This window comes from Pyxidicoccus fallax (assembly GCF_012933655.1).
Taxonomy (GTDB): Bacteria; Myxococcota; Myxococcia; order Myxococcales; family Myxococcaceae; genus Myxococcus; species Myxococcus fallax.
Genome location: NZ_JABBJJ010000238.1, coordinates 1 through 19761, shown reverse-complemented (window position 1 = coordinate 19761; position 19761 = coordinate 1). Strand labels below are relative to the sequence as shown.

Sequence of the window (19761 nt, the reverse complement as noted above, 5' to 3'; positions counted from 1 at the left end):
GCCCCCTCCCACCCGGGTTGCTTCCTGCTGATGGACCTGAAGACCGGCGAGGTCACGCGCAACGACGCGAAGAAGTGCGCGAAGCGCATGGTGCCGGCCTCCACCTTCAAGGTGCCGCACGCGCTCATCGCGCTGGAGACGGGCGTCGTCTCCAGTACCGACGATGTGCGCAAGTGGGACGGCACGAAGCACCGCGTGGAGATGTGGAACCAGGACCAGACGCTGGACACGGCCATGCGCCGCTCCGCCGTCTGGTTCTTCCAGGGCACGGCGAAGCAGATTGGCCAGCAGCGCATGGAGGAGTGGCTGAAGCGCTTCCGCTACGGCAACGCGGACGCCTCGGGCGACATCACCCGCTTCTGGCTGGGCGGCCCGCTGCGTGTCTCCCCGGACGAGCAGCTCGACTTCCTCGCCCGCATGTACCGGGGCGAGCTGCCGGTGAGTCCCAGGACGCTGGAGGCCGTAAGGGCCACGCTCGTGCAGGGCCCGGACACCGTCGCCAGCATCCGCGACGGCATCAACATGGGCGGCCCCTGGAAGGACGGCGCGGTGCTGAGCGCCAAGACGGGCACGTATCCCCAGGCCGAGGGCGACATCACCTGGCTGGTGGGCCACGTCACCTCACCGCGCGGCCAGTACGTCTTCGTCAGCGCCGTGCAGTCCCCACCGGGGAAGTCCCCTTCACCGCAGCCCGCGCTCGCCTCCGCCATCGAGGCGCTGAAGGCGCGCGGACTCCTGTGAGCGCCTGAAAACGAAACCGCGCGCCGCCCCTCGTCGGGACAGGCGCGCGGCTCGATTCAGCGCGAAGCGAGAACCTGCTTCAGACGGCCTTCAGGCGACCGCCGGCGGCGGGGGCGGTGCCACCCGCGGCCTCACGCAGGGCGTCCTTCTTGTCGGTGCGCTCCCAGGTGAACTCCTTCTCGGAGCGGCCGAAGTGACCGTACGCGGCGGTCTTCTGGTAGATGGGCCGCAGCAGGTCCAGGTGCTCGGTGATTTCGCGCGGACGCAGGCCGAACACCTGACGCACGGCCTTGGCGATGCGCTCTTCCGGAACCGTGGCGGTGCCGAAGGTCTCCACCATCACGCTGACCGGCTCGGCCACGCCGATGGCGTAGGACACCTGCACCTCGCAGCGGCGCGCCAGGCCGGCGGCCACCACGTTCTTGGCGATGTAGCGGCCCATGTACGCGGCCGAGCGGTCCACCTTGGACGGGTCCTTGCCGCTGAACGCGCCGCCACCGTGACGGCCCATGCCGCCGTAGGTGTCGACGATGATCTTCCGGCCCGTCACGCCCGAGTCGCCCATGGGGCCACCCACCACGAAACGACCCGTGGGGTTGATGAAGAACTTCGTCTTGTTGTCGATGAGCTTCTTGGGCAGCGCCTTCGCGATGACGTCCTCGCGGATGGCCTCCTGGATCTTCTTGTTGGAGACCTCCTCGGAGTGCTGCGTGGACACCACCACCGCGTCGATGCGAACGGGGCGGCCGTCCTTGTACTCCACCGTCACCTGGCTCTTGCCGTCCGGGCGGATCCAGTCGTGCTGCTTGCGGCGCACGTCCGCGAGCCGGCGGGTGAGCGCGTGGGCGTAGTGCAACGGGGCCGGCATCAGCTCCGGCGTCTCGTCGCAGGCGAAGCCGAACATCATGCCCTGGTCGCCGGCGCCCTGCTCCTTCTTGTTGTCGACGCCACGGGCGATGTCCTGGCTCTGGCCCTCGATGGCCACCATGACGCCGCAGGTGTTGCCGTCATAGCCCATGGAGCTGTCGGTGTAGCCGATGCGGCAGATGGTGCTGCGCACGATGCGCGGGATGTCCACGTAGCAGTTCGTGGTCACCTCACCGGCGACGATGGCGAGGCCCGTCTTGACGAGCGTCTCCACGGCGACGCGGGCCTGAGGGTCCTTGGAGATGATGGCGTCGAGGACACCGTCGGAGATCTGATCGGCGATCTTGTCCGGGTGGCCTTCGGTGACGGATTCGGACGTGAACAGGAAGTCGGTAGGCATGTCGTCTCTAAGGGTGCGCTTGACTGCGCGCGGAGGACGGACACTAGACGTGTGGTCCTAGAGGAGTCAAACGTCCAGGAAGCCCGTTTCATTCGTCGGTGAAGCCCTGCGAGCGGGCGGGCCCCGGCGCATGGCCGCTCGGCTTCACGGCGTGAATTTCGCGAGCCGCCGGCCGTTCCCTTGCGCTAACAGATGGGGCACGAAATTCCCCCGGAGGATCTCCCGACATGAACGCCCGCTTCCGTACCATCACCTTCCTGGCCGCCATGGCCTTCGCCGTCCCCGCGCTCGCCGCGCCGAAGGAGGACGCCGTCGCCAAGCCGGTGAAGACGGTGGTGCAGTCCGTGCGCTACGAGCGCGACGCGCTGGCGCTGAAGCACTTCGGCAGCGAGGAGCAGGGGAAGTACCTGCTCGGCGACGCGTGGGCCAAGGGCACCGACGCCCAGCGCAAGGAGTTCGTGCAGCTGTTCCAGGACCTCTTCGCCGCCATCGCCTTCCCCCGGGTGCGTGAGAACTTCAAGAACCTGGACTCCATCACCTACGAGCCCGCCCAGGTGACGGGCAACGAGGCGACGATCGCCTCCACCATCTTCATCAAGCACCCGCTGAAGACGCAGGAGATGAAGCTGAACTACCGCCTCATCAAGGACGCCGCCGCGTGGAAGGTGGTGGACGTGAAGGTGCTCGGCTCCTCCATGCTCACGGACATCCGCGACTCGCAGGTGCAGCCGCTGCTCAAGCAGGGCGGGTGGGACCTGCTGCTGGCGCGCATGCGCACGGAGCTGGCGAAGGTGCAGAAGAAGTAATCGACGCCGACGTCATCACGCCGAGCGGCCGGGCCACCAGGCTCCCGGCCGCCGGATGGGTTCCGGGGCGTCGTGCCATGGCATAGGCTCGGGGCCCCCCGAGCGCCTGGACGATGACCGTACCCGACCCCTCCTCCCAGCCTCCGCCGTCGCGTGGCATCGGCCCGTCCGCCCGGGAGGTGGACGCCTTCTGCGTGCAGTACGCACCCCGCGCCCCCGGCAACCCCGCCGTGCGCGACTTGTACCGGCTGCTGTGCGACGTGCCCGAGGGAGGCCTGGAGGCGCGGCTGGAGTGGGTGGAGCGGTGGGTGGCCTGGCTGCGCGAGCGCATCCCCGCGAACGCGCTGGTGGATGCCGATGAGCCCGAGCGCTCCCCCGCCGACAGCCGCCTGAGCCTGCTGGTGCGGGTGCTGGAGGGCGAGCCCGCGTTCCGCGCCGCCCTCACCCGCTTGGTCTCCGCGGTGTGTGACGGCAGCCGCGGCCTGAAGCTCTTCGCCCAGGTGGGCGTGCCCGCCGGACAGGGCTTCGTCTCGGAAGCCTCGGACCGGCTGGCGCGCGCCCTGCTCCCCGCGCCGCCCGAGCCCGGCAAGCTGTCCGAGCTGCTCTTGCGGCTGTTCCCCGTGCCCGGCGACGCGGACTGGCTGGCGGGCCTGTCCCCGGCGCTGCTGGCGAAGCTGGCGGCGCTGGTGGGGGACGCGCGCCCCCCGGAGCCGGTGCCCGCCGCCCGCGTGCGCGCGGACCTGATGGACGCGCTGCTGCTATTGGCCGTGCAGACGGCCGCGCTGGGCACGACCGAGGACGTGCGGGAGCGCAGCCCGGAGACGGCCTTCCGGGGCTCGCCCTTCCTGCGGCTGCGGCTGGTGTGCGACGCGGTGCTCGCGCGCGACGCGGCGGCGGACACGCTGAGGGACTTGTCCACCTGCGTGGCGGACTGCCGGCAGGTGGTGGCCAGCGTGTCCCGGCACCTGGAGGAGGCGGGCGTCAGCGTGGACCTGGTGTACCGGCTGGAGCGCATCCGCCGGAGCCTGGAGCGCATGGAGGCCATTGCCCGCGTGCTGGGCGCGCCCCGCGGCGAGCCCCGCTGGCGCGAAGCCATGGCGCTGCTGACCGACCTGCTGCGGCGGGCGCACGCGGACCGCTCCGTGCGCGAGCTGGTGAAGCGCAACGTGCGGATGCTGGCGCGCAAAATCATCGAGCGCGCCGGCCACTCGGGCGAGCACTACATCACCACCACCCGGGCCGAGTTCCACGCCATGGTGCACTCGGCGGCCGGCGGCGGGCTGGTGACGGCCGGGGCGGTGGCGCTGAAGTTCGTCCTGTCCGGGCTGACGCTGGCGCCCTTCTTCCTCACCCTGGGCGTGGGGCTCAACTACGCGGTGGCCTTCGTCCTCATCCAGTTGCTGGGCTTCACGCTGGCCACCAAGCAGCCGTCGGTGACGGCGGCCACGCTGGCGGGCGCGGTGGGCGAGGGCGCCCGGGGCGAGCGGCTGGCGAGCCTGGTGGAGCTCATCCCCCGCATCACCCGCTCGCAGCTGGCGGCCTTCGCGGGCAACCTGGGCGTGGTGGCCCCGGCGGTGGTGGCGCTGGGGCTGGGCTACCAGTGGGTGACGGACCATGCCTTCCTGTCGCACGCCAAGGCGCAGGCCACGGTGGCCTCGATGCACCCGTGGCGGAGCGGCACCCTGGCCTTCGCGGCCCTCACCGGCGTGCTGCTGTGGCTGAGCAGCGTGGCGGGCGGGTGGCTGGAGAACTTCGTGGTGTACCGGCGGCTGCCGGAGGCGCTCGCGCACCACCGCGTGCTGCGCCGGCTGATGGGAGACGCGGGCGCGGCCCGGCTCGCCTCCGGCATCCAGCACGCCGCCTCCGGCCTGGGCGCGAACGTGTCGCTGGGCTTCCTGCTGGCCCTGGTGCCGGTGGTGGGCCGCTTCTTCGGGCTGACGCTGGACGTGCGGCACGTCACCTTCGTGCTCGGCCAGCTCGCCCTGGCCGGCTGCTCGCTGGGCGCGGACGCGGTGCTCCAGCCGGAGTTCCTCGCCGCGCTGGCCGGCGCGGCCCTCTGCGGCATGCTCAACTTCGCCGTCTCCTTCTCGCTGGCCCTGGGCGTGGCCGTGCGCGCGCGCGACGTGCCCACCCGCGAGGCCCTGCCCTTCCTGCGCGCCGTCCTCGCCCGCCTCGTGAAGGACCCGCGCTCGTTCCTCCTGCCGCCCCGGGACGCCTCGCCCGACGTGCTCCGGGTGTCGGCCCCGCCGGAGCCCTGAAGAGGGCCTGGAGGCCCCCACGCGCCTTGTCCGCGCCAGTGGAAAGGCGCCTTCCGTGACACGGCCATGACATGGCGCGGTAGGTGCCGCGCCCGGGGAGCGGCCGGGCATCCTGGCCCTGCTTCCGGGCAGGGGCGTTTGCCGGTAGGGTCGCCGCCGCATGAGCGGCGCCCGAAATCCGAACTCCCACTCCCGCTTCGCCTACTCCTTCGCCGGCCTGCTGGTCCGCCGGCCCGGGACTGTCCTCTTGGTGCTGCTCGCCCTCCTGGGCGTGTCGCTCTGGGGCACGCTGAAGCTGCGCATCAACTCCAACCAGCTCGACCTCATCTCCCAGGACCTGCAGGAGGTGAAGGACGTCAAGCAGGTCATCGACATGGTGGGAGGCAGCGGCTTCCTCATGCTCGCGCTGCGCTCGTCGGACGAGGCCACCATGAAGGCCACCGCCGACGACATCGCGAAGATGCTCGAGGCCGACAAGGAGCACGTCCGCAACGTCTCCTACAAGCTGCCCGTCGAGTTCATCCAGCAGAACATGGTCCTCTTCGTGAAGACCGAGGACCTCGTCGAGGGCAAGCGCCGCATCATGGAGTTCCTGCGCGACAAGCTGAAGCGCAGCAACCCGTTCTTCATCGACCTGGGCGGCTCCAAGCCCGTCGAGCTGAACATGCAGGACCTCGTCGACAAGTACTCCTCCGTCGGCAAGAAGAGCATCCGGGACGACTACAACATCTCCAACGACAAGAAGATGTTGCTCATCCTCATCAAGCCGATGTGGGACAACACGGACATCGGCAAGACGAAGGCGTACCTGGACAAGCTCAAGGTCGACCTGGAGGCGTACTCGAAGCGTCCCGGCTCGGTGCAGCTCGTGGAGGACTACGACCACGACTCCTTCCTGAAGGACGGCGCGAAGGAGAACGGCGGCAAGGCGAAGACCCTCGCCTACGGCTTCACCGGCTCCTACAAGACGACGGTGGACGACTCGTACGCGATGGAGGATTCGCTGCAGCCGGTGACGCTCTACGCGCTGGTGGCCATCTTCGTCATCACCATCATCTTCTTCCGCAAGTGGGCGCCCACCTTCATGGTGGTGACCGGCACCATCGTGGGCACGGTGTACACGCTGGGCTTCACCTACGCGACGGTGGGTGAGCTCAACATGATTACGTCCATCCTGGGCGGCATCCTGCTCGGGTTCGGCATCGACTACGGCATCCACTTCACCTTCCGCACGCGCCTGGAGCTGGGCGCGGGCAAGCCGTACGACGTGGCCATCCGCGACGCCTTCGTCAACGCGGGCCGCCCGGCGGCGGTGTCCGCGGTGGTGACGGCCGGCTCGTTCTTCGTGCTGATGGTCAGCGAGTTCCGCGGCTTCAGCCAGTTCGGCTTCCTGGCCGGCTGCGGCACGCTCATCCTCGGCCTCACGCTGTTCCTGTGGAGCGCGGCCATCCTCGCGCTGGCGGGCCGCATCAACCCGGAGCTGCCCCAGAAGCTCATCGGCGTCATGAAGCCGCCGCCCACCAACTCCGCGGCCACCGGCAAGGAGCTGCGCATCCCCCGCCCGGGCCTCGTGCTGGGCATCAGCACCGCCATCGTCGCCCTCATCTGCGCCGCCGCGGTGCCCTGGGCCGGCCTGGACGCGGAGATGCCCAAGGGCGTGCAGCTGGGCTTCCTCGAGCGCCTGAAGTACGGCGTGAGCTTCAACTACAACACCCGCGCCCTCATCCCGGACGGCATGTCCTCCGTCGTGCTGCAGGATGAAATCAACGAGCGCTTCAACATCTCCAGCGACCCGATGGCCATCTACACCAAGGACCTCGACGAGGCCGAAGGTGTCTACCGGGAGCTGACGCAGAACCCGGAGAAGTACCCGTCCATCGACCAGGTGGTGAGCATCTTCACCTTCGTCCCCCCGGAGGCGACGGCCCAGGCCAACGCCAAGGTGCTGGCGGAGTGGAAGGCGGAGCTGGCGCAGCTCGAGGCGGAGGGCTTCAGCACCGCCGCGCTGCCGCCGGAGATGCAGGACAAGGCCGAGTTCTTCAAGAAGGTGCTGGACGCCAAGCCCTTCGACGTCCACGGCGTGCCGTCCAACTACACCGCGCAGTTCAAGAACCTGCCCACCGCGCTGCCGGAGAACCAGGGCTACCTCACGTACATCTACGCGGGCGTGGACCTGATGGACGGCAAGAAGATGCTGAAGTTCGCCGACGAGACGCGCTCGGTCACCGCCACGTACAAGCCCGGCGCGTTCGACAAGGACGCGTGGGACCCGGCGGGCCCCACCGCGCAGAAGGAGTTCCGCGCCGCGGGCGCCACGCAGCTGTACGCGCGGCTGGCGCGCATCGTGCTCTGGGACGGGAAGCTCACGGTGATTCTCACCGCGCTGTGGATTCTCGCCATGCACTTCCTGGACTTCCGCAACGTGAAGCTGGCGCTGGCGTCGGTGATTCCGCTCGGCGTGGGCGTGGCGATGATGCTGGGCATCATGTCGCTGACGGACCTGCGGCTGAACTTCATGAACATCATCATCCTGCCCATCCTCCTGGGCTTCGGGGTGAGCCACGGCCTGTACCTGCTGCACCGCTTCCTGGAGGGCACGTCGCCGCTGGTCGCGCTGCGCAGCGTGGGCGCGGCGGTGGCGTCCTCCACGCTGACGGCGGTGGCGGCCTTCGCGGCGCTCCTGGCCGCGGCCCACAACGGCCTGCGGTCCATGGGCGTGGTGGCGTGCATCGGTCTGCTCACCACGCTGGTGGTGTCCTTCACGGTGCTCGCCGCGGTGATGCAGCTCATGTACGACCGCAAGCAGCGCGAGGGCGGCGGCGCCTCCGGGGTGGACCACATGCCGCCCGCCGGCGACGCGAGCAGCGACAAGGTGAAGGCGGCCTGAGCGGCGGCCTCTGGAGCTGGCGCCCTTCTCGCGAGGGGCGCGGATGGAGGCTCCCTTCGTGAGAAGGGAGCCGGGAGAGGGACATGATGACGAAGCGACTGTTGCCCGTGCTCGGGCTGGGCCTGCTGTCCGCGTGCTCCACGGTGAAGAGCCAGCGCGTGCGGAGCGACTACGAGCAGGTGGACAAGCACCAGGTGAAGCGGCTGGTGGTGGTGACGCAGCCCCTACCGGACAGCAAGCCCGCGGTGGGCGAGCTGTGGAGCCTCATCGCCCGCCAGTGGGTGAACCAGAACCGCAACTACATCGCCAAGAGCAACCTGGCGCTGCCCGAGCGGCCGGAGGACACGTCCTTCAAGGGCCTGTGCGTGGAAGGCATCGAGGGCGTGCTCTGGCTGGACCCGACGGTGACGCTCAAGGGCAACGGCGACGGCGCCGAGGCCGCGGTGAAGGCGCGCCTCACCCGGTGCCGGGACGGCGAGGAAGTGTGGGCCGCCGAGGCCGCCGGGAGCTGGGGCGCCAAGGACGAGGACTATGAGCAGCGCGTGGCCCAGTACGTCCAGGAGCTGGGCGCGGAGGTGGCTCCGTACGTGGTTCCCACCGCCAAGCTGCTGGGCGCGACGCTGGACACGCTGCCCAATCCCGAACTGAACGAAGCGGACACCGACGAGAAGATCGAGCTGGGTGAGTAGGCTCGTCCTCCGTGGACGAGAAGACCATCGCGCTGAGGCTGGGCCTCGCGGCGTTGCTGGGCGGGGTGCTGGGACTGGAGCGCGAGATGCGCGGGCAGGACGCGGGCCTGCGCACCCACATCCTCGTGTCCCTGGGCGCCTGCTGCTTCACGCTGGCCAGCGTCTTCATCGAGGTGCCGCTCGGCGCCGCCGGCCTGCCCGAGGGCGCGCAGGGTGACATCAGCCGCATCGCCAGCCAGGTGGTGGTGGGCATCGGCTTTCTCGGCGCGGGCGTCATCCTGCGCCACCGCGGGCAGGTGAAGGGCCTGACGACGGCGGCCAACCTCTGGCTCACCGCGTCCGTGGGGCTCGCGGCGGGGCTGGGCTTCTACCTGGCGGCGAGCACCACCGTGGCCATTGGCCTGCTGTGTCTCATCGGCCTGCGTCCCCTGGAACGCGCCATCCACCGCTACCGCAAGCAGCGCGGCCTCAAGGCCGACCAGGACGTGGCCGCGGCCTGGGAGGACACGAAGAACCCGGGTGAAGGCCCTCCGGTGGACCCGGCGCCCTGAGCGGCACCGGTCGAGCCGACTCACGACGAGAGCGCATCGCGGACTTCACGGCCGCTTGCCCGGCAGGCTCGTGGTGGCGGCCTGCTCGCCTTCCCGGTGCGGGTGCCAGGAGCCTGCCCGACAACCGGCACGGGCAGACGCTTGCCCCATTTTCGCAACTCAGTTACATCATCGCCGATAGCCCATGCGAGCCCGGTCCCCACAGCCCCGACGCATCGGAGCGGCCCTGCTGGTCGCCGTGTGGCTGCTCGTGCCGCTGCTGGCGCTGGTGCATGGCTCGCACGCCCACCGCTACTGCCCCGAGCACGGGACATTCGAAGAGGTGGCCTCTAGCGGCGACGAGGGTGGCGCCTTCCGTGAGTCCACGGTGGTGGCACCGGGCGCGCCGCGTCTCGCGGACGCTGGGGCGGCGACCGTGGCGGACGGGCACGAGGACTGCCCGCTGCTCGGCGCGCAGCAGCGTCAGGTCATCCCGGGCCCCATCGCGGTCTTGCTGCCGGAAGGCCTCGCTCCAGCGGAGCTCCGTGGCTCCCGCACGCCAGTCGTCGAGCCCCAGGTCGCGCTGCTGACCATCGCGCCCAAGGGCTCGCCGCCCCGGGCGTAGCCGCCGACACCTTCGTCTCCCGTCCCCCCTGAGCGCGCACGGACGCCATGTCCGCCAGCGCCCGAGGTCCCTTCACGGGCGCCGGGGTTCTCGACAGGTCCATCCCCATCGCAAAGGCAGGCGCCGGCCTTTCGCGCGGCACGCGGGCTGAAGGCCCGGTGTGCTTCCGCGCGTGACGTCACCGGTCCGCGCGGCCCTCCCTTTTCAATCCACCGGCAGCACCCGGAGCAACGTCATGCCCAAGGGCAACCGCACCATCATCCACCTCGTCTCCACGGCGAACACCGGCTTCTTCTACACAACGACGAAGAACAAGCGGAAGTCGCAGGAGAAGCTCCAGCTGAAGAAGTACGACCCGCGCGTGCGCAAGCACGTGCTCTTCGTGGAGGGCAAGCCATGACGGCGCCCACGCCCTCCCTCCGGTTGCCCGTCACCGTGCTCTCGGGCTTCCTCGGAGCGGGGAAGACAACCCTGCTCAACCACGTCCTCCACAACCGCGAGGGACTGCGGGTGGCGGTCATCGTCAACGACATGAGCGAGGTGAACATCGACGCGAAGCTCGTGGGGGGCACGGCCGCCCTGAGCCGCGTGGACGAGAAGCTCGTGGAGCTGTCCAACGGCTGCATCTGCTGCACGCTGCGGGAGGACCTGCTGCGCGAGGTCGCCCGGCTCGCGCGCGAGGGCCGCTTCGACTACCTCCTCATCGAGTCCACCGGCATCTCCGAGCCACTGCCCGTGGCGGAGACATTCACCTTCTCGGACGCGTCGGGCCAGGGCCTGTCGGACGTGGCCCGGCTGGACACCCTGGTGACGGTGGTGGACGCCTTCAACTTCCTGAAGGACTGGGAGGCGGCCGACAGCCTCGCGGAGCGCGGGCTCGCCGCCGCGGAAGAGGACGAGCGCACCGTGGTGGACCTGCTCGTGGAGCAGGTCGAGTTCGCCGACGTGCTCGTGCTCAACAAGACGGACCTCGTCTCTCCGGCGGAGGCGGCCCGGCTGGGCGACGTGCTGCGCAAGCTCAACCCCGACGCGCACCTCGTCGCGGCGGAGCGGGGGCGCGTGCCCCTGGCCGCGGTGCTGAACACCGGCCGCTTCGACTTCGAGCGGGCCCGCCGCGCTCCCGGCTGGCTCAAGGAGCTGCGCGGCGAGCACACACCGGAGACGGAGGAGTACGGCATCCGCAGCTTCGTCTTCCGCGGCCGCGTCCCCTTCCACCCCTCGCGCCTGTGGCGCTTCATCCACGGGAGCTGGAAGGGCGTGCTGCGCTCGAAGGGCTTCTTCTGGCTCGCCACCCGGCCGGACATCGCGGGCGTCTGGGCGCAGGCGGGTGGCGCGTGCAGCTTCGAGCCCGGAGGCCTGTGGTGGGACGCGGTGCCCCGCTCCGACTGGCCGGAGGACGCCGAGGCGCTCGCCGAAATCCAGCGGGAGATGGTGGGCCCCCACGGAGACCGGCGGCAGGAAATCGTCTTCATCACCCGCGACGCGGACCACGAGGAGCTGGCCCGGCAACTGGAGGCCTGCCTGCTGACGTCGGAGGAGATGGCTCGCGGGCCCGCGCGGTGGCGCCGGCTCTCGGACCCGTTTCCCGAGTGGCGGCTCGTGCGGGCCGAGGACGCCGCCAGCGAGGGAGGCGCCTGATGCGGACCGCCATCCCACTTCCCGTGGAAGAAATGCCGCTGGCCGGCCCCCACTCCTTCGTGTGGAGCCCCGAGGCGCTCACGGACATCTACCGCGAGGGCGTCAACCTCTGCGTCTGGCGCAGGGGGCTCGACGCCGGACTGTCCACCTGGCTCGCGCGGGTGATGCGGGAGCATGACGTGGACCTCGTGACACGCGTTCGCGGCGACTCGCTGGACCTGGGGGGCTCGCTGCGGGGGCTCCCCCGGGATGCGATGTTCGACGCGTGGCTGGAGGACCTGCGCTTCCTGGCCCGTCTCTACGCGGACCTGCTGGGCGCCGAGGAGCTCGGCGTGCGGCTGTACACGCTCTCCCGGGACATGTGCCCGCGCTTCCACGTGGACCGCGTGGGCGTGCGGCTGCTCTGCACGTACGCGGGCCCCGCGACGGAGTGGCTGGAGAACGTCCACGTCGTCCGCGGCGCGCTGGGCGCCACGGGTGAGGTGCCTCGCCCGGGTGCGCCGGTTCGCGCCCTGGAGCGCTTCGACGTGGCGCTCCTCAAGGGCGAGGCCTGGCCGGGCAATGCCGGCAACGGCGCCGTCCACCGCTCGCCTGCCATCGCGAAGGACGGTGGCAGGCGCCTTCTTCTCTCCATCGACGCACTCTGAGAAGCCGCATCAAGTCGAGCGGGTGAGTGACGGAGAGCGGTGAGTCCGCCCGCTCGCGTGCAACCGGAGCGCAGCGGCGCGTATTCGGGAAGACGCCGGCGCGGGCACCAGGCCCGCGCCGCTCGCGACGTACGTCGGGCGCTCAGCGGCGCGTGTTCGGGTCGAAGTCCGAAGGCGCGTCGCGGCGGGGCGCCTCGTCCTCGTCCAGCGCGGCGCGCCGCTCCACCACCACGGGAGGCTGGCGCACGGCCACCACCGCGGGGTCCACGTCGCTGATGAGGTCCTCGCTGCGCCGCTCACGCCCGGTGGCCGCCGGCCGCGCCGTGGACTCCGCGCCCACGTCGTACTGGCCATGGTCCTGGAACTTCGCGCTGTCCATCCGCGCCTGCTCCAAATCACGCGGGTTCAGCCCCAGGCCTCCGCGCATCTGGCCGGCATCCTGGCTCGGGGGCTGCTCCAGCCCCCCCTGCGGCGCCACTCCCAGGCCGCCGGACATCTGTCCCATCGCGCCGTCCGTCCGCGTCTGCTCCAGCCCTCCTTGCGGCGCCACCCCGAGTCCGCCGGTCAGGTCATGCTGGAGGGGCCTGTCTTCGGACCGCGCGGTGACGGACATTCCCGTGCTCGGGCCCGGCAGGTCCGCCAGGGCGTCGCGCAGGTAGAGGTCGTCGTTGTCGAGGTCCATCACATCCGAGAAGGCCACCCGGTAGTCGCGCAGGAAGTGGGAGCCCTTGCCGATGAAGAACCCTCCCGCGTCCACGGCGCTGACGGTGCCCAGCCGCTCTCCGTCCCGGTCCCGCACCACCATGCCCGTCTGGATGTTCGCTGAATTGAACATGCTCGCTCCCTGGTCGCAGCCGTCTGCCCGTGTCAGGACAAGCTGGGCATGGGGAGCAGCCCGCGGCATGCCCTGCCGGGAGGGGGGACAGGCGAGCGAGCCCCGCCTTCCCACCTCGCGGGTGGGCGCGGGCTCCAGGGCTCCCGAGCGGACCCGGACCCACCCCCACGGGCCTCAACCCGTGGTGCGGTCGGACGGCGGAGGCTCCTGGCCGGGCTCCGAGGACTCCGGATGCTCCGGCGTCTCGCTGAAGCGGCGGTCCATCTCCGTGCGCACGTAGCGCTCGATTTCCTCCGCGGTGGTCAGCTCCATGGCGCCCTTCAACAGCTCCACCGCGTCCGTGCGGCTCACCCGGCGGATGAAGCGCTTCACCACCGGAATCTGCCCCGACGTCATCGACAGCTCGTCGAAGCCGAGCGCCAGCAGCACCAGCGTGTACAGCGGGTCACCCGCCATCTCGCCGCACATGGACACCGGGATGTTCGCCGCCTTGCCCGCGTCGATGATGGTCTGCAACAGGCGCAGCACCGACAGGTGCAGGGGGCGGTAGAGGTACGCCACCTCGCGGTTCTGACGGTCGATGGCCAGCGAGTACTGGATGAGGTCGTTCGTCCCCACCGAGAAGAAGTCGGCCTCCTGCGCCAGCCGGTCGGCAATCATGGCCGCGCTCGGCGTCTCCACCATGATGCCCACCGGGAAGCGCTTGCCCACGGGCACGCCCGCGCGCCCCAGCGCCGTGCGGCACGCCTCCAGCTCGCTGCGCGCCTCTCGCAGCTCGCTGACGCCGCAGATGAGCGGGAACATCAGCCGCAGGTTGCCGTGCACGCTGGCGCGGAGCAGCGCCCGCAGCTGCGTGCGGAACAGCTCCCGGTTGGACAGGCAGTAGCGGATGGCCCGCAGGCCCATCGCCGGGTTGGGCTCCTTCTCGTGCTTCGTCTTCCCCGGCACCTTGTCGCCGCCCAAATCCAACGTGCGGATGGTGACGGGCCTCCCACCCATGGCCTCCAGCACCTGGCGGTACGCGCGGTAGTGCTCCTCCTCGGTGGGCGCCGTCTTCCGGTCCAGGAACATGAACTCGGTGCGGTACAGGCCGATGCCCTCCGCGCCGTGCGCCAGGAGCGAGGGGATTTCCTCCAGGAACTCCATGTTGCCGTTGAGCCGGATGCGGTAGCCGTCCGTGCTCACCGCCGGCTGGTCCTTCGTCATCAGCGCCAGCCGCTCGCTCTCCTGATAGCGGCGCTGCTCCTCCCGGAAGACGCTGAGCTGCTCCTCGGAAGGGTTGACGAGGATGACGCCCCGGGTGCCGTCCATGGCCACCAGGTCGCCCGGGGAGATCTGCTCGCTGGCCCGCCCCGCCCCCACCACCGCCGGCGTCTCCCGGGCGCGGGCGACAATCGCCGTGTGGCTCGTCTGGCCGCCCAGGTCGGTGACGAAGCCGGCCACCCGCCCGCTGCGCGCCATCAGCGCCGCGTCGGCGGGGGACAAATCATGTGCGACGACGATGGCCTCCGCGGGAACCTCCACCTCCTCGTCCACCACCTGGCCCATCAGGTTGCGGATGATGCGGTCGGCCACGTAGTCCACGTCCGAGCGGCGCTCGCGGAAGTACTCGTCCGGGATGTTGTCGAAGAGGTGTTTGATTTTGCGGGCCACGCGGCGCACGGCCCACTCGGCGTTGATGCGGTCGTCGACGATGAGCCGGTTGACCTCGTCCACGAGCATGGGGTCGTGGAGCATCAGCCGGTGCGCCTCGAGGATGAGGGCGTGGTCGCTGCCCTCGGTGCGCGTAATCTGTTCCTTCAGCTCGGCGAGCTGCCGGTCCGACAGGTCGATGGCGGTCTTCATCCGCATCCGCTCGGGTTCGACCTCGGCCTCGGCCAGCCGCAGCTTGGGGGTGCGGATGCGCTTGCGGTCCAGGATGAAGGCGTGCCCCACCGCCACGCCGGGAGAGGCGCCGATGCCCAACAGCCTCAGGGTGGGGGTGGCCTGGCTGCTCACAATCCCTTCCTCTCCCTAGTCAGGGTTTACCGCACTTCCCGCATTCTCACCCGTCACTGCGCCTCGCCAAAACGGTCGGCGATGAGTTTCGCCAACTCCTGGAGACAGGCCTCCGCGTCGTCTCCCTTGCAGGTGAGCTTCACCTGCGTGCCCTGGGCCGCCGCGAGCATGAGCACACCCATGATGGATTTGGCATTGGCCCGCTGGCCCTGGGCCTCGATGATGACCTCGCTCTTGAAGCGGTTGGCCACCTTGACCATCTGGGCCGCGGCCCGGGCGTGCAGCCCCAGCGCGTTGATGATCTCGTATGTCCCCTCGGCCACGGTTGCCATCGCGACTCCCACCTCTGTTCTAAAGGAATGCCCCCGCCGCGCAGGCCAGCCCCGCGGCAAGGTAGAGCACCACGTAGTTCGGCACCCGACGGCTGACCAGCACGTAGGACGCCACCCCCAGGGCCAGACACCCGGCCGCCAGCAGGGGCGCATGGGCCCCGCCGGCATTGGCCCCGAAATTCACCGCCAGCCAGGCCGCCAGCCCGCCAGCGCACACCGCCGCCACCGCCCGGAGCTTGGCTCCCCGCGCCGGGAGGTTGGCCCGGGCCACCGCCTCCACCAACCGGTCCCCCAGCGTCAGGCCCAGCCAATACAGCCGCACGCGCAAGAGCACGTGCACGCAGTTGTAGAGCCCCAGGAAGACGGGCACCGCCCATACGCCCAGCAGCGGCACCAGCGCCGCGCTCACCGCTCCCGCGGCGGGCTTGAGTGACAGCCAGAAGAAGCCGTCCCCCAGCGCCGCCAGCGGCCCCATCAGCGCCGCCTTGAAGGCCACCACCTTGTCCGGCGTCTCCTCGCCCCGGGAGATTCGCGTCTCGTGGTTGACGACGCCGCCGACGATGGCCGCGGCCACATAGGGGTGGGTGTTGAAGAAGACGAGGTGACGGCGCACGGCCTCCTCGCGCGCGGGCCCCGCCGGGTACAGGCGCTCCAGCGCGGGGAAGAGAGCGTAGGCCAGCCCCAGGTTCTGCATGCCCTTGGGGTTCCACGACGCCTGCAGGAAGAGCGAGCGCAGGAAGACGCGCAGCAGCACCCAGGCCGACAGCGGGCTGTCCGGCGGCGCGCTCACCGTTGCTCCTGGAGGAGGACGAAGACGACCGCCACCGTCACCGCCGCCGCGCCCAGCGCCGCGTACAGGGGGGCACGCCGGGCATGGCTGCCCTGCGCGGCGATGGCGGCGGCCACCGAGGTCATGGCCGGCCACGCCCACGCCAGCCCGCGTATCATCGCGGGCGGCAGCGCCTGCAGCAGGGGCTCCACGAAGTAGCCCGCCAGCGCGCACAGCGACGTGAGGCTGCCGTACAGCACGAAGTGCGGCCACATGCCCCACAGGTTCTGCCGCATGGCGCGGGTGAGGTTGCCGGCCTCCGCCGAGGACAGCGCCACCCGGGCCAGCCGGGCGCTGTAGGACTCCATGAGCCGGTCTCCCCGGCGGCCCACGCGCCCCAGGCCGATGAAGAGCAGCACCGCGAGCGACCAGATGGCCGGCGTGGAGCCGGCGCCCGTGGCGGTGGTGAGGGTGGCGGCGGCGGCGCTGGTGCCGGTGGCCGCCAGCGTGTCGTTCTCCGGCAGCGCGGCGCCCAGGTTGGCCGTGCCCAGGAAGAACAGCTCCAGGAGCAGGCCCACCGCCAGGCCGGAGGCCACGTCGTTGAGCAGGCCGCCCATGACGGTGGCGGCCACGAGCGGGCGGGACAGCATGGCCTGGAGGAACGCCTTGCGCTCCAAGGCCACCAGTCCGCCCCACAGCCCCGCGAGCGCCACCTGGGTCCAGACGACGCTCACGCGCTCACCCGGCCTTCGCCCACCGCTCGGTGAGGTCCATCAGCTCCACGGGCTTCTCCGAGGGCACCGCGCGCGCTTCCACGCGCACGCCCTGCTCCGCGAGCTGCTGGAGCGCCTTCAGCTCCGCCTCCGCCAGGAAGACGGACGGAGACACCTGCCGCCGGCCGGTGCCGAAGTGCACGTTGCCCAGGTTGAGCTCGTCCAGGGCCAGCCCGTGCGCGAAGGCGAAGGGCACGGCCGCGACATCCCGCAACAGGACCAGCGTGCGCACCCCGTCCTTGGAGAGGGCGGCGAAGTCCACCTGGGCGAGCGGGAGGATCTGCACCTCGATGGCGCTCTGGACGGCGAGCGCCATGGCCGCCCGGATGAGCGGGCTGGACGCCGCCTCGTCATCCGCGACGACGACCCGGGAGACCTTGAGAAAGGGCAGCCAGGCCTCGACGACCTGACCATGTATGAGGCGGTTGTCGACGCGGACCAGGGTGATCACGGCAGTCTCGAATCGCCGACCCGCGCGGACCCGTCAAGTTCGCGGCTGCTGCTGGGCCTCGCGAAGCAGGGCGGATGCGCAGGTGATGTTGCGCTGGCCGTGGGAAGCCAGCTGGTTGGCCATCTCCGGAAGGGACATCTGCTCGTTGCGGAGCGAGTTCGCCTTGAGAAGCATGGGCAGGTTGACGCCAGCGAGAACCTCCAGATTCATCCGCTGACACATCATCAGCGACTCCTTGCACGGAGTGCCGCCGAACAGGTCGGCCAGGATGATGACACCTTCTCCATCATCCACGAGCGACACCGCCTGCTTCATCTTCGCGCGGAGCTCCTCGACAGGAGTCCCCGGCTCGATGTTGCAGGTTGCCACCGCGGGAAGCTTTCCCACGATCTGCTCCGCGGTGGAGACCAGCTCCTCCGCCAGACGACCGTGCGATGCGACGACGAGGCCGACCATGTCCGCTCCTGACCAACCCCCCGAAGGTTGCGTCCTACGCCTGAATGATGCTCCGCGCAACCCCGACGAAAGTTTCCGCCCTGAACCCCGGGACCCCAAGTCCCACATCCTGTTCGGAAGGTAAGACGACCGTGGCGCCCGCGCCCGAAATTTCGGGTCCGGCGAAGCACAGGGCTGTCGCCTGCCGGACGGGGGAGCGACTCCGTTCCCCCACACAACTTCCGATGCATTGAAAACGGCCGCGATGCGCCGCTGTCGCGTCCGCGCGCACCCTCCCTCCAGCCCGCCCGCACAGCAAGGAACCGAGCACTCCCCTTAAACGAACCGGGACTGAAACGATAGAGCCGAGAAGCCCGATGGCGTCGGTAGAGGAGTATGCCCCACTCCCGGGCTCCAGGTGGAGATACAGGCGCGAACCAGACGGGCGGTGCGCGCGGGTGGAACCCATGGCGTCACATGAGACAGCGAGACACACCTGGGTCCCCACTGACGCCCCGTGGCGCTCCCGGACGGGTCGGCCTGAATCCTGATTCACCTCCGCGCATCCAAGCGGCCGAACACGGGGCACGACACCCCGGAGCGGCTGGAGCAATCCATGGCGAAGACGAAGCTCCTGAAGGAAGGCGATTCCCTCCCCGACGTCACCCTGGTGGGCGCCGGCAACCGTCCGGTGCGGCTGCGCGACCTGGTGGGTGGGAAGGTGCTGGTCGTCTACTTCTACCCGAAGGACGACTCCCCCGGCTGCACCGCGCAGGCGTGCGGGTTGAGGGACCAGTACGAGGACTTCGTGGCCGCGGGCGCGGAGGTGGTGGGCATCAGCGGAGACGCGGTGGCCTCCCACGAGCGCTTCGCCTCGAAGCACCGCCTGCCCTTCGTGCTGCTGAGCGACGAGAAGGGCGAGGCCCGCGACGCGTTCGGCGTGGCCCCTTCCCTGCTCGGCCTCATTCCCGGCCGTGTCACCTTCGTGGTGGACCGGGCGGGCGTCATCCGCAACGTCTTCGAATCACAGATTCGCGTCGGTGAGCACGTGCGGCGCGCGCTCGAATTGGTGCGCGCGCTGGCCGGCACGGCCCCCGCCGCGGCTCCACAGGCCTCGGCGAAGTAGGCGCTCCGCCCGGCCGGCGGACACGGAGCGCCTGGAGTCCCGCGGCTACCGCATCACCGTGGGAATCTCCGCCAGCGGCGGGAAGCCCCAGCGCGCGCGCTCCTCGTCCGACACGCTCGGGTCCACCGGGTAGAGCTTCGGCTGCTTCGTCTGCGGGTCGAACTGGTACTGGGTGCCGAAGCGCTGCGGCTTGCCGGCGTTCATCAGCCAGCGGTCCCACGCGGCGGCGGCAATCCACATACCCACCGGGTGCCCGCGCTTCGCGGCCTCGGCGCCCAGCTGCCGGGCCATGGCGAAGTCCTCCTGCGCATGGCCGTGCTGGAAGATGAACGCGGCGGCCAGATGGTCCCCGCCGTTCTTCAGCGCGTCCTGGGCCATCAGCTCCTTCACGCGCGCGCGGCGCTGGGCGTCCCGCTCGGAGACGACCTTCCAGCCCTCGGGCCCGGACGGCGGCGGGGAGCGGTCCGCCTGGTCCTCGTCGAACAGGCGCTGCAGCTCGGCGTTCTGCGCGGCGTGGGGCGGCGGCAGCGTGGGCAGGCGCTGGACCATGGCCGTGAAGGCCGGCTCGCCGCGCAGCGACACCAGGTCCTCGTCCTGCTGCATCCACTTCGCGTTGCGGAAGCCATGCTTCTCCGCGAGCGCCAGCAGGCGCAGCGCCTCCTGCTTCTGGCCGAGCAGCGCCGCGGCGCACGCGGCGGAGTACGCGGTGCGGGTGCCCATGTTCCCCGCGTCCAGCGCCTGCTTGTAGGCGGCCAGGGCCTCGGCGTGCTTCGACTCGCCCATCAGCCGGTCGGCGCGCTTCACCACTTCCCAGGCCGGCATCGGCTTCGCGGGCGGGTCCATGTGCGGCAGCTCGGCGGCGGCTGTCGCGGGCGCCTCGGCGGCGGCCGTCGCGGGCGCCTCGGCGGCGGCCGTCGCGGGGGACGCCGGCGCCTGCGCGGCGGCGGGGGGCTG

Annotated in this window: 20 protein-coding genes; 11 read left to right on the top strand and 9 right to left on the bottom strand. The window is 70.5% G+C overall.

The genetic code is table 11. The annotated features are described in order from the left end of the window. On the top strand, positions 1 to 741 hold a 741-nt coding region (locus HG543_RS36645), incomplete at its 5' end, for a penicillin-binding transpeptidase domain-containing protein (protein WP_169349565.1). Positions 742 to 820: 79 nt separating this feature from the next. Here HG543_RS36645 and metK read toward each other — a convergent pair. Next, positions 821 to 2008: a methionine adenosyltransferase gene (gene metK / locus HG543_RS36640; protein ID WP_169349564.1), complete on the bottom strand. Its 1188-nt coding sequence runs from the start codon at positions 2006 to 2008 to the stop codon at positions 821 to 823. A gap of 227 nt (positions 2009 to 2235) precedes the next feature. Here metK and HG543_RS36635 point away from each other — a divergent pair, with 227 nt between their 5' ends. The 9 genes from HG543_RS36635 to HG543_RS36595 all read left to right on the top strand — a co-directional run bounded on the left by HG543_RS36635 (position 2236) and on the right by HG543_RS36595 (position 12088). Further along, a complete protein-coding gene (locus HG543_RS36635; protein WP_169349563.1) occupies positions 2236 to 2814 on the top strand; it encodes a Tgt2/MlaC family protein in 579 nt (192 codons plus the stop codon). 113 nt (positions 2815 to 2927) lie between these two features. After that, on the top strand, positions 2928 to 5072 hold the full coding sequence (locus tag HG543_RS36630; RefSeq protein WP_169349562.1) for a site-specific recombinase: 2145 nt from the start codon (positions 2928 to 2930) through the stop codon (positions 5070 to 5072). Positions 5073 to 5232: 160 nt separating this feature from the next. Then, entirely contained in the window at positions 5233 to 7959 is a 2727-nt protein-coding gene (locus HG543_RS36625) for an efflux RND transporter permease subunit (protein ID WP_169349561.1), read from the top strand. An 86-nt stretch (positions 7960 to 8045) separates the two neighbouring features. Further along, positions 8046 to 8648, top strand: a complete 603-nt coding sequence (locus HG543_RS36620) for an MXAN_6521/LA_1396 family lipoprotein (RefSeq protein ID WP_169349568.1) — start codon at positions 8046 to 8048, stop codon at positions 8646 to 8648. Between the two features lie 11 nt (positions 8649 to 8659). Further along, on the top strand, positions 8660 to 9199 hold the full coding sequence (locus tag HG543_RS36615; RefSeq protein ID WP_169349560.1) for an MgtC/SapB family protein: 540 nt from the start codon (positions 8660 to 8662) through the stop codon (positions 9197 to 9199). A 184-nt stretch (positions 9200 to 9383) separates the two neighbouring features. Next, complete coding sequence (locus HG543_RS36610; protein ID WP_169349559.1) at positions 9384 to 9803, top strand: hypothetical protein; 420 nt, start codon at positions 9384 to 9386, stop codon at positions 9801 to 9803. A gap of 235 nt (positions 9804 to 10038) precedes the next feature. Beyond that, entirely contained in the window at positions 10039 to 10203 is a 165-nt protein-coding gene (rpmG, locus tag HG543_RS36605; RefSeq protein WP_169349558.1) for a 50S ribosomal protein L33, read from the top strand. Beyond that, positions 10200 to 11441 (top strand): zinc metallochaperone GTPase ZigA, encoded by a 1242-nt coding sequence (gene zigA, locus HG543_RS36600; protein ID WP_169349557.1) that lies wholly within the window; start codon positions 10200 to 10202, stop codon positions 11439 to 11441. The genes rpmG and zigA overlap by 4 nt, the downstream gene beginning before the upstream one ends. After that, positions 11441 to 12088, top strand: a complete 648-nt coding sequence (locus tag HG543_RS36595) for a DUF1826 domain-containing protein (RefSeq protein WP_171818085.1) — start codon at positions 11441 to 11443, stop codon at positions 12086 to 12088. Before zigA ends, HG543_RS36595 begins: the two co-directional genes overlap by 1 nt. A 142-nt stretch (positions 12089 to 12230) precedes the next feature. Here the strand turns inward: HG543_RS36595 and HG543_RS36590 are convergent, their stop codons facing one another. The 7 genes from HG543_RS36590 to HG543_RS36560 form a co-directional block, all read right to left on the bottom strand. Continuing rightward, the gene (locus HG543_RS36590; RefSeq protein ID WP_169349556.1) at positions 12231 to 12923 is read right to left on the bottom strand and encodes a hypothetical protein; all 693 of its coding nucleotides are present in this window, start codon (positions 12921 to 12923) and stop codon (positions 12231 to 12233) included. A 174-nt stretch (positions 12924 to 13097) separates the two neighbouring features. After that, on the bottom strand, positions 13098 to 14921 hold the full coding sequence (gene ptsP / locus HG543_RS36585; protein ID WP_343073525.1) for a phosphoenolpyruvate--protein phosphotransferase: 1824 nt from the start codon (positions 14919 to 14921) through the stop codon (positions 13098 to 13100). Between the two features lie 53 nt (positions 14922 to 14974). Further along, entirely contained in the window at positions 14975 to 15253 is a 279-nt protein-coding gene (locus tag HG543_RS36580; protein WP_169349555.1) for an HPr family phosphocarrier protein, read from the bottom strand. 19 nt (positions 15254 to 15272) lie between these two features. Next, complete coding sequence (locus HG543_RS36575; RefSeq protein WP_169349554.1) at positions 15273 to 16043, bottom strand: PTS system mannose/fructose/sorbose family transporter subunit IID; 771 nt, start codon at positions 16041 to 16043, stop codon at positions 15273 to 15275. Beyond that, entirely contained in the window at positions 16040 to 16756 is a 717-nt protein-coding gene (locus tag HG543_RS36570; RefSeq protein ID WP_169349553.1) for a PTS sugar transporter subunit IIC, read from the bottom strand. Before HG543_RS36570 ends, HG543_RS36575 begins: the two co-directional genes overlap by 4 nt. Positions 16757 to 16760: 4 nt before the next feature. Next, positions 16761 to 17246, bottom strand: a complete 486-nt coding sequence (locus tag HG543_RS36565) for a PTS sugar transporter subunit IIB (RefSeq protein ID WP_169349552.1) — start codon at positions 17244 to 17246, stop codon at positions 16761 to 16763. 33 nt (positions 17247 to 17279) lie between these two features. Then, positions 17280 to 17702: a PTS sugar transporter subunit IIA gene (locus tag HG543_RS36560; RefSeq protein WP_169349551.1), complete on the bottom strand. Its 423-nt coding sequence runs from the start codon at positions 17700 to 17702 to the stop codon at positions 17280 to 17282. A 595-nt stretch (positions 17703 to 18297) separates the two neighbouring features. Between HG543_RS36560 and HG543_RS36555 the strand changes: the two genes are divergently transcribed. After that, positions 18298 to 18807, top strand: coding sequence for a peroxiredoxin (locus HG543_RS36555; protein ID WP_169349550.1), 510 nt, complete (start codon positions 18298 to 18300; stop codon positions 18805 to 18807). 45 nt (positions 18808 to 18852) lie between these two features. On the opposite strand, the gene HG543_RS36550 is transcribed toward HG543_RS36555, so the two are convergent. Beyond that, positions 18853 to 19761, bottom strand: a 909-nt coding sequence (locus tag HG543_RS36550; protein ID WP_169349549.1) for a TPR end-of-group domain-containing protein, incomplete at its 5' end; no start/stop codon positions are given.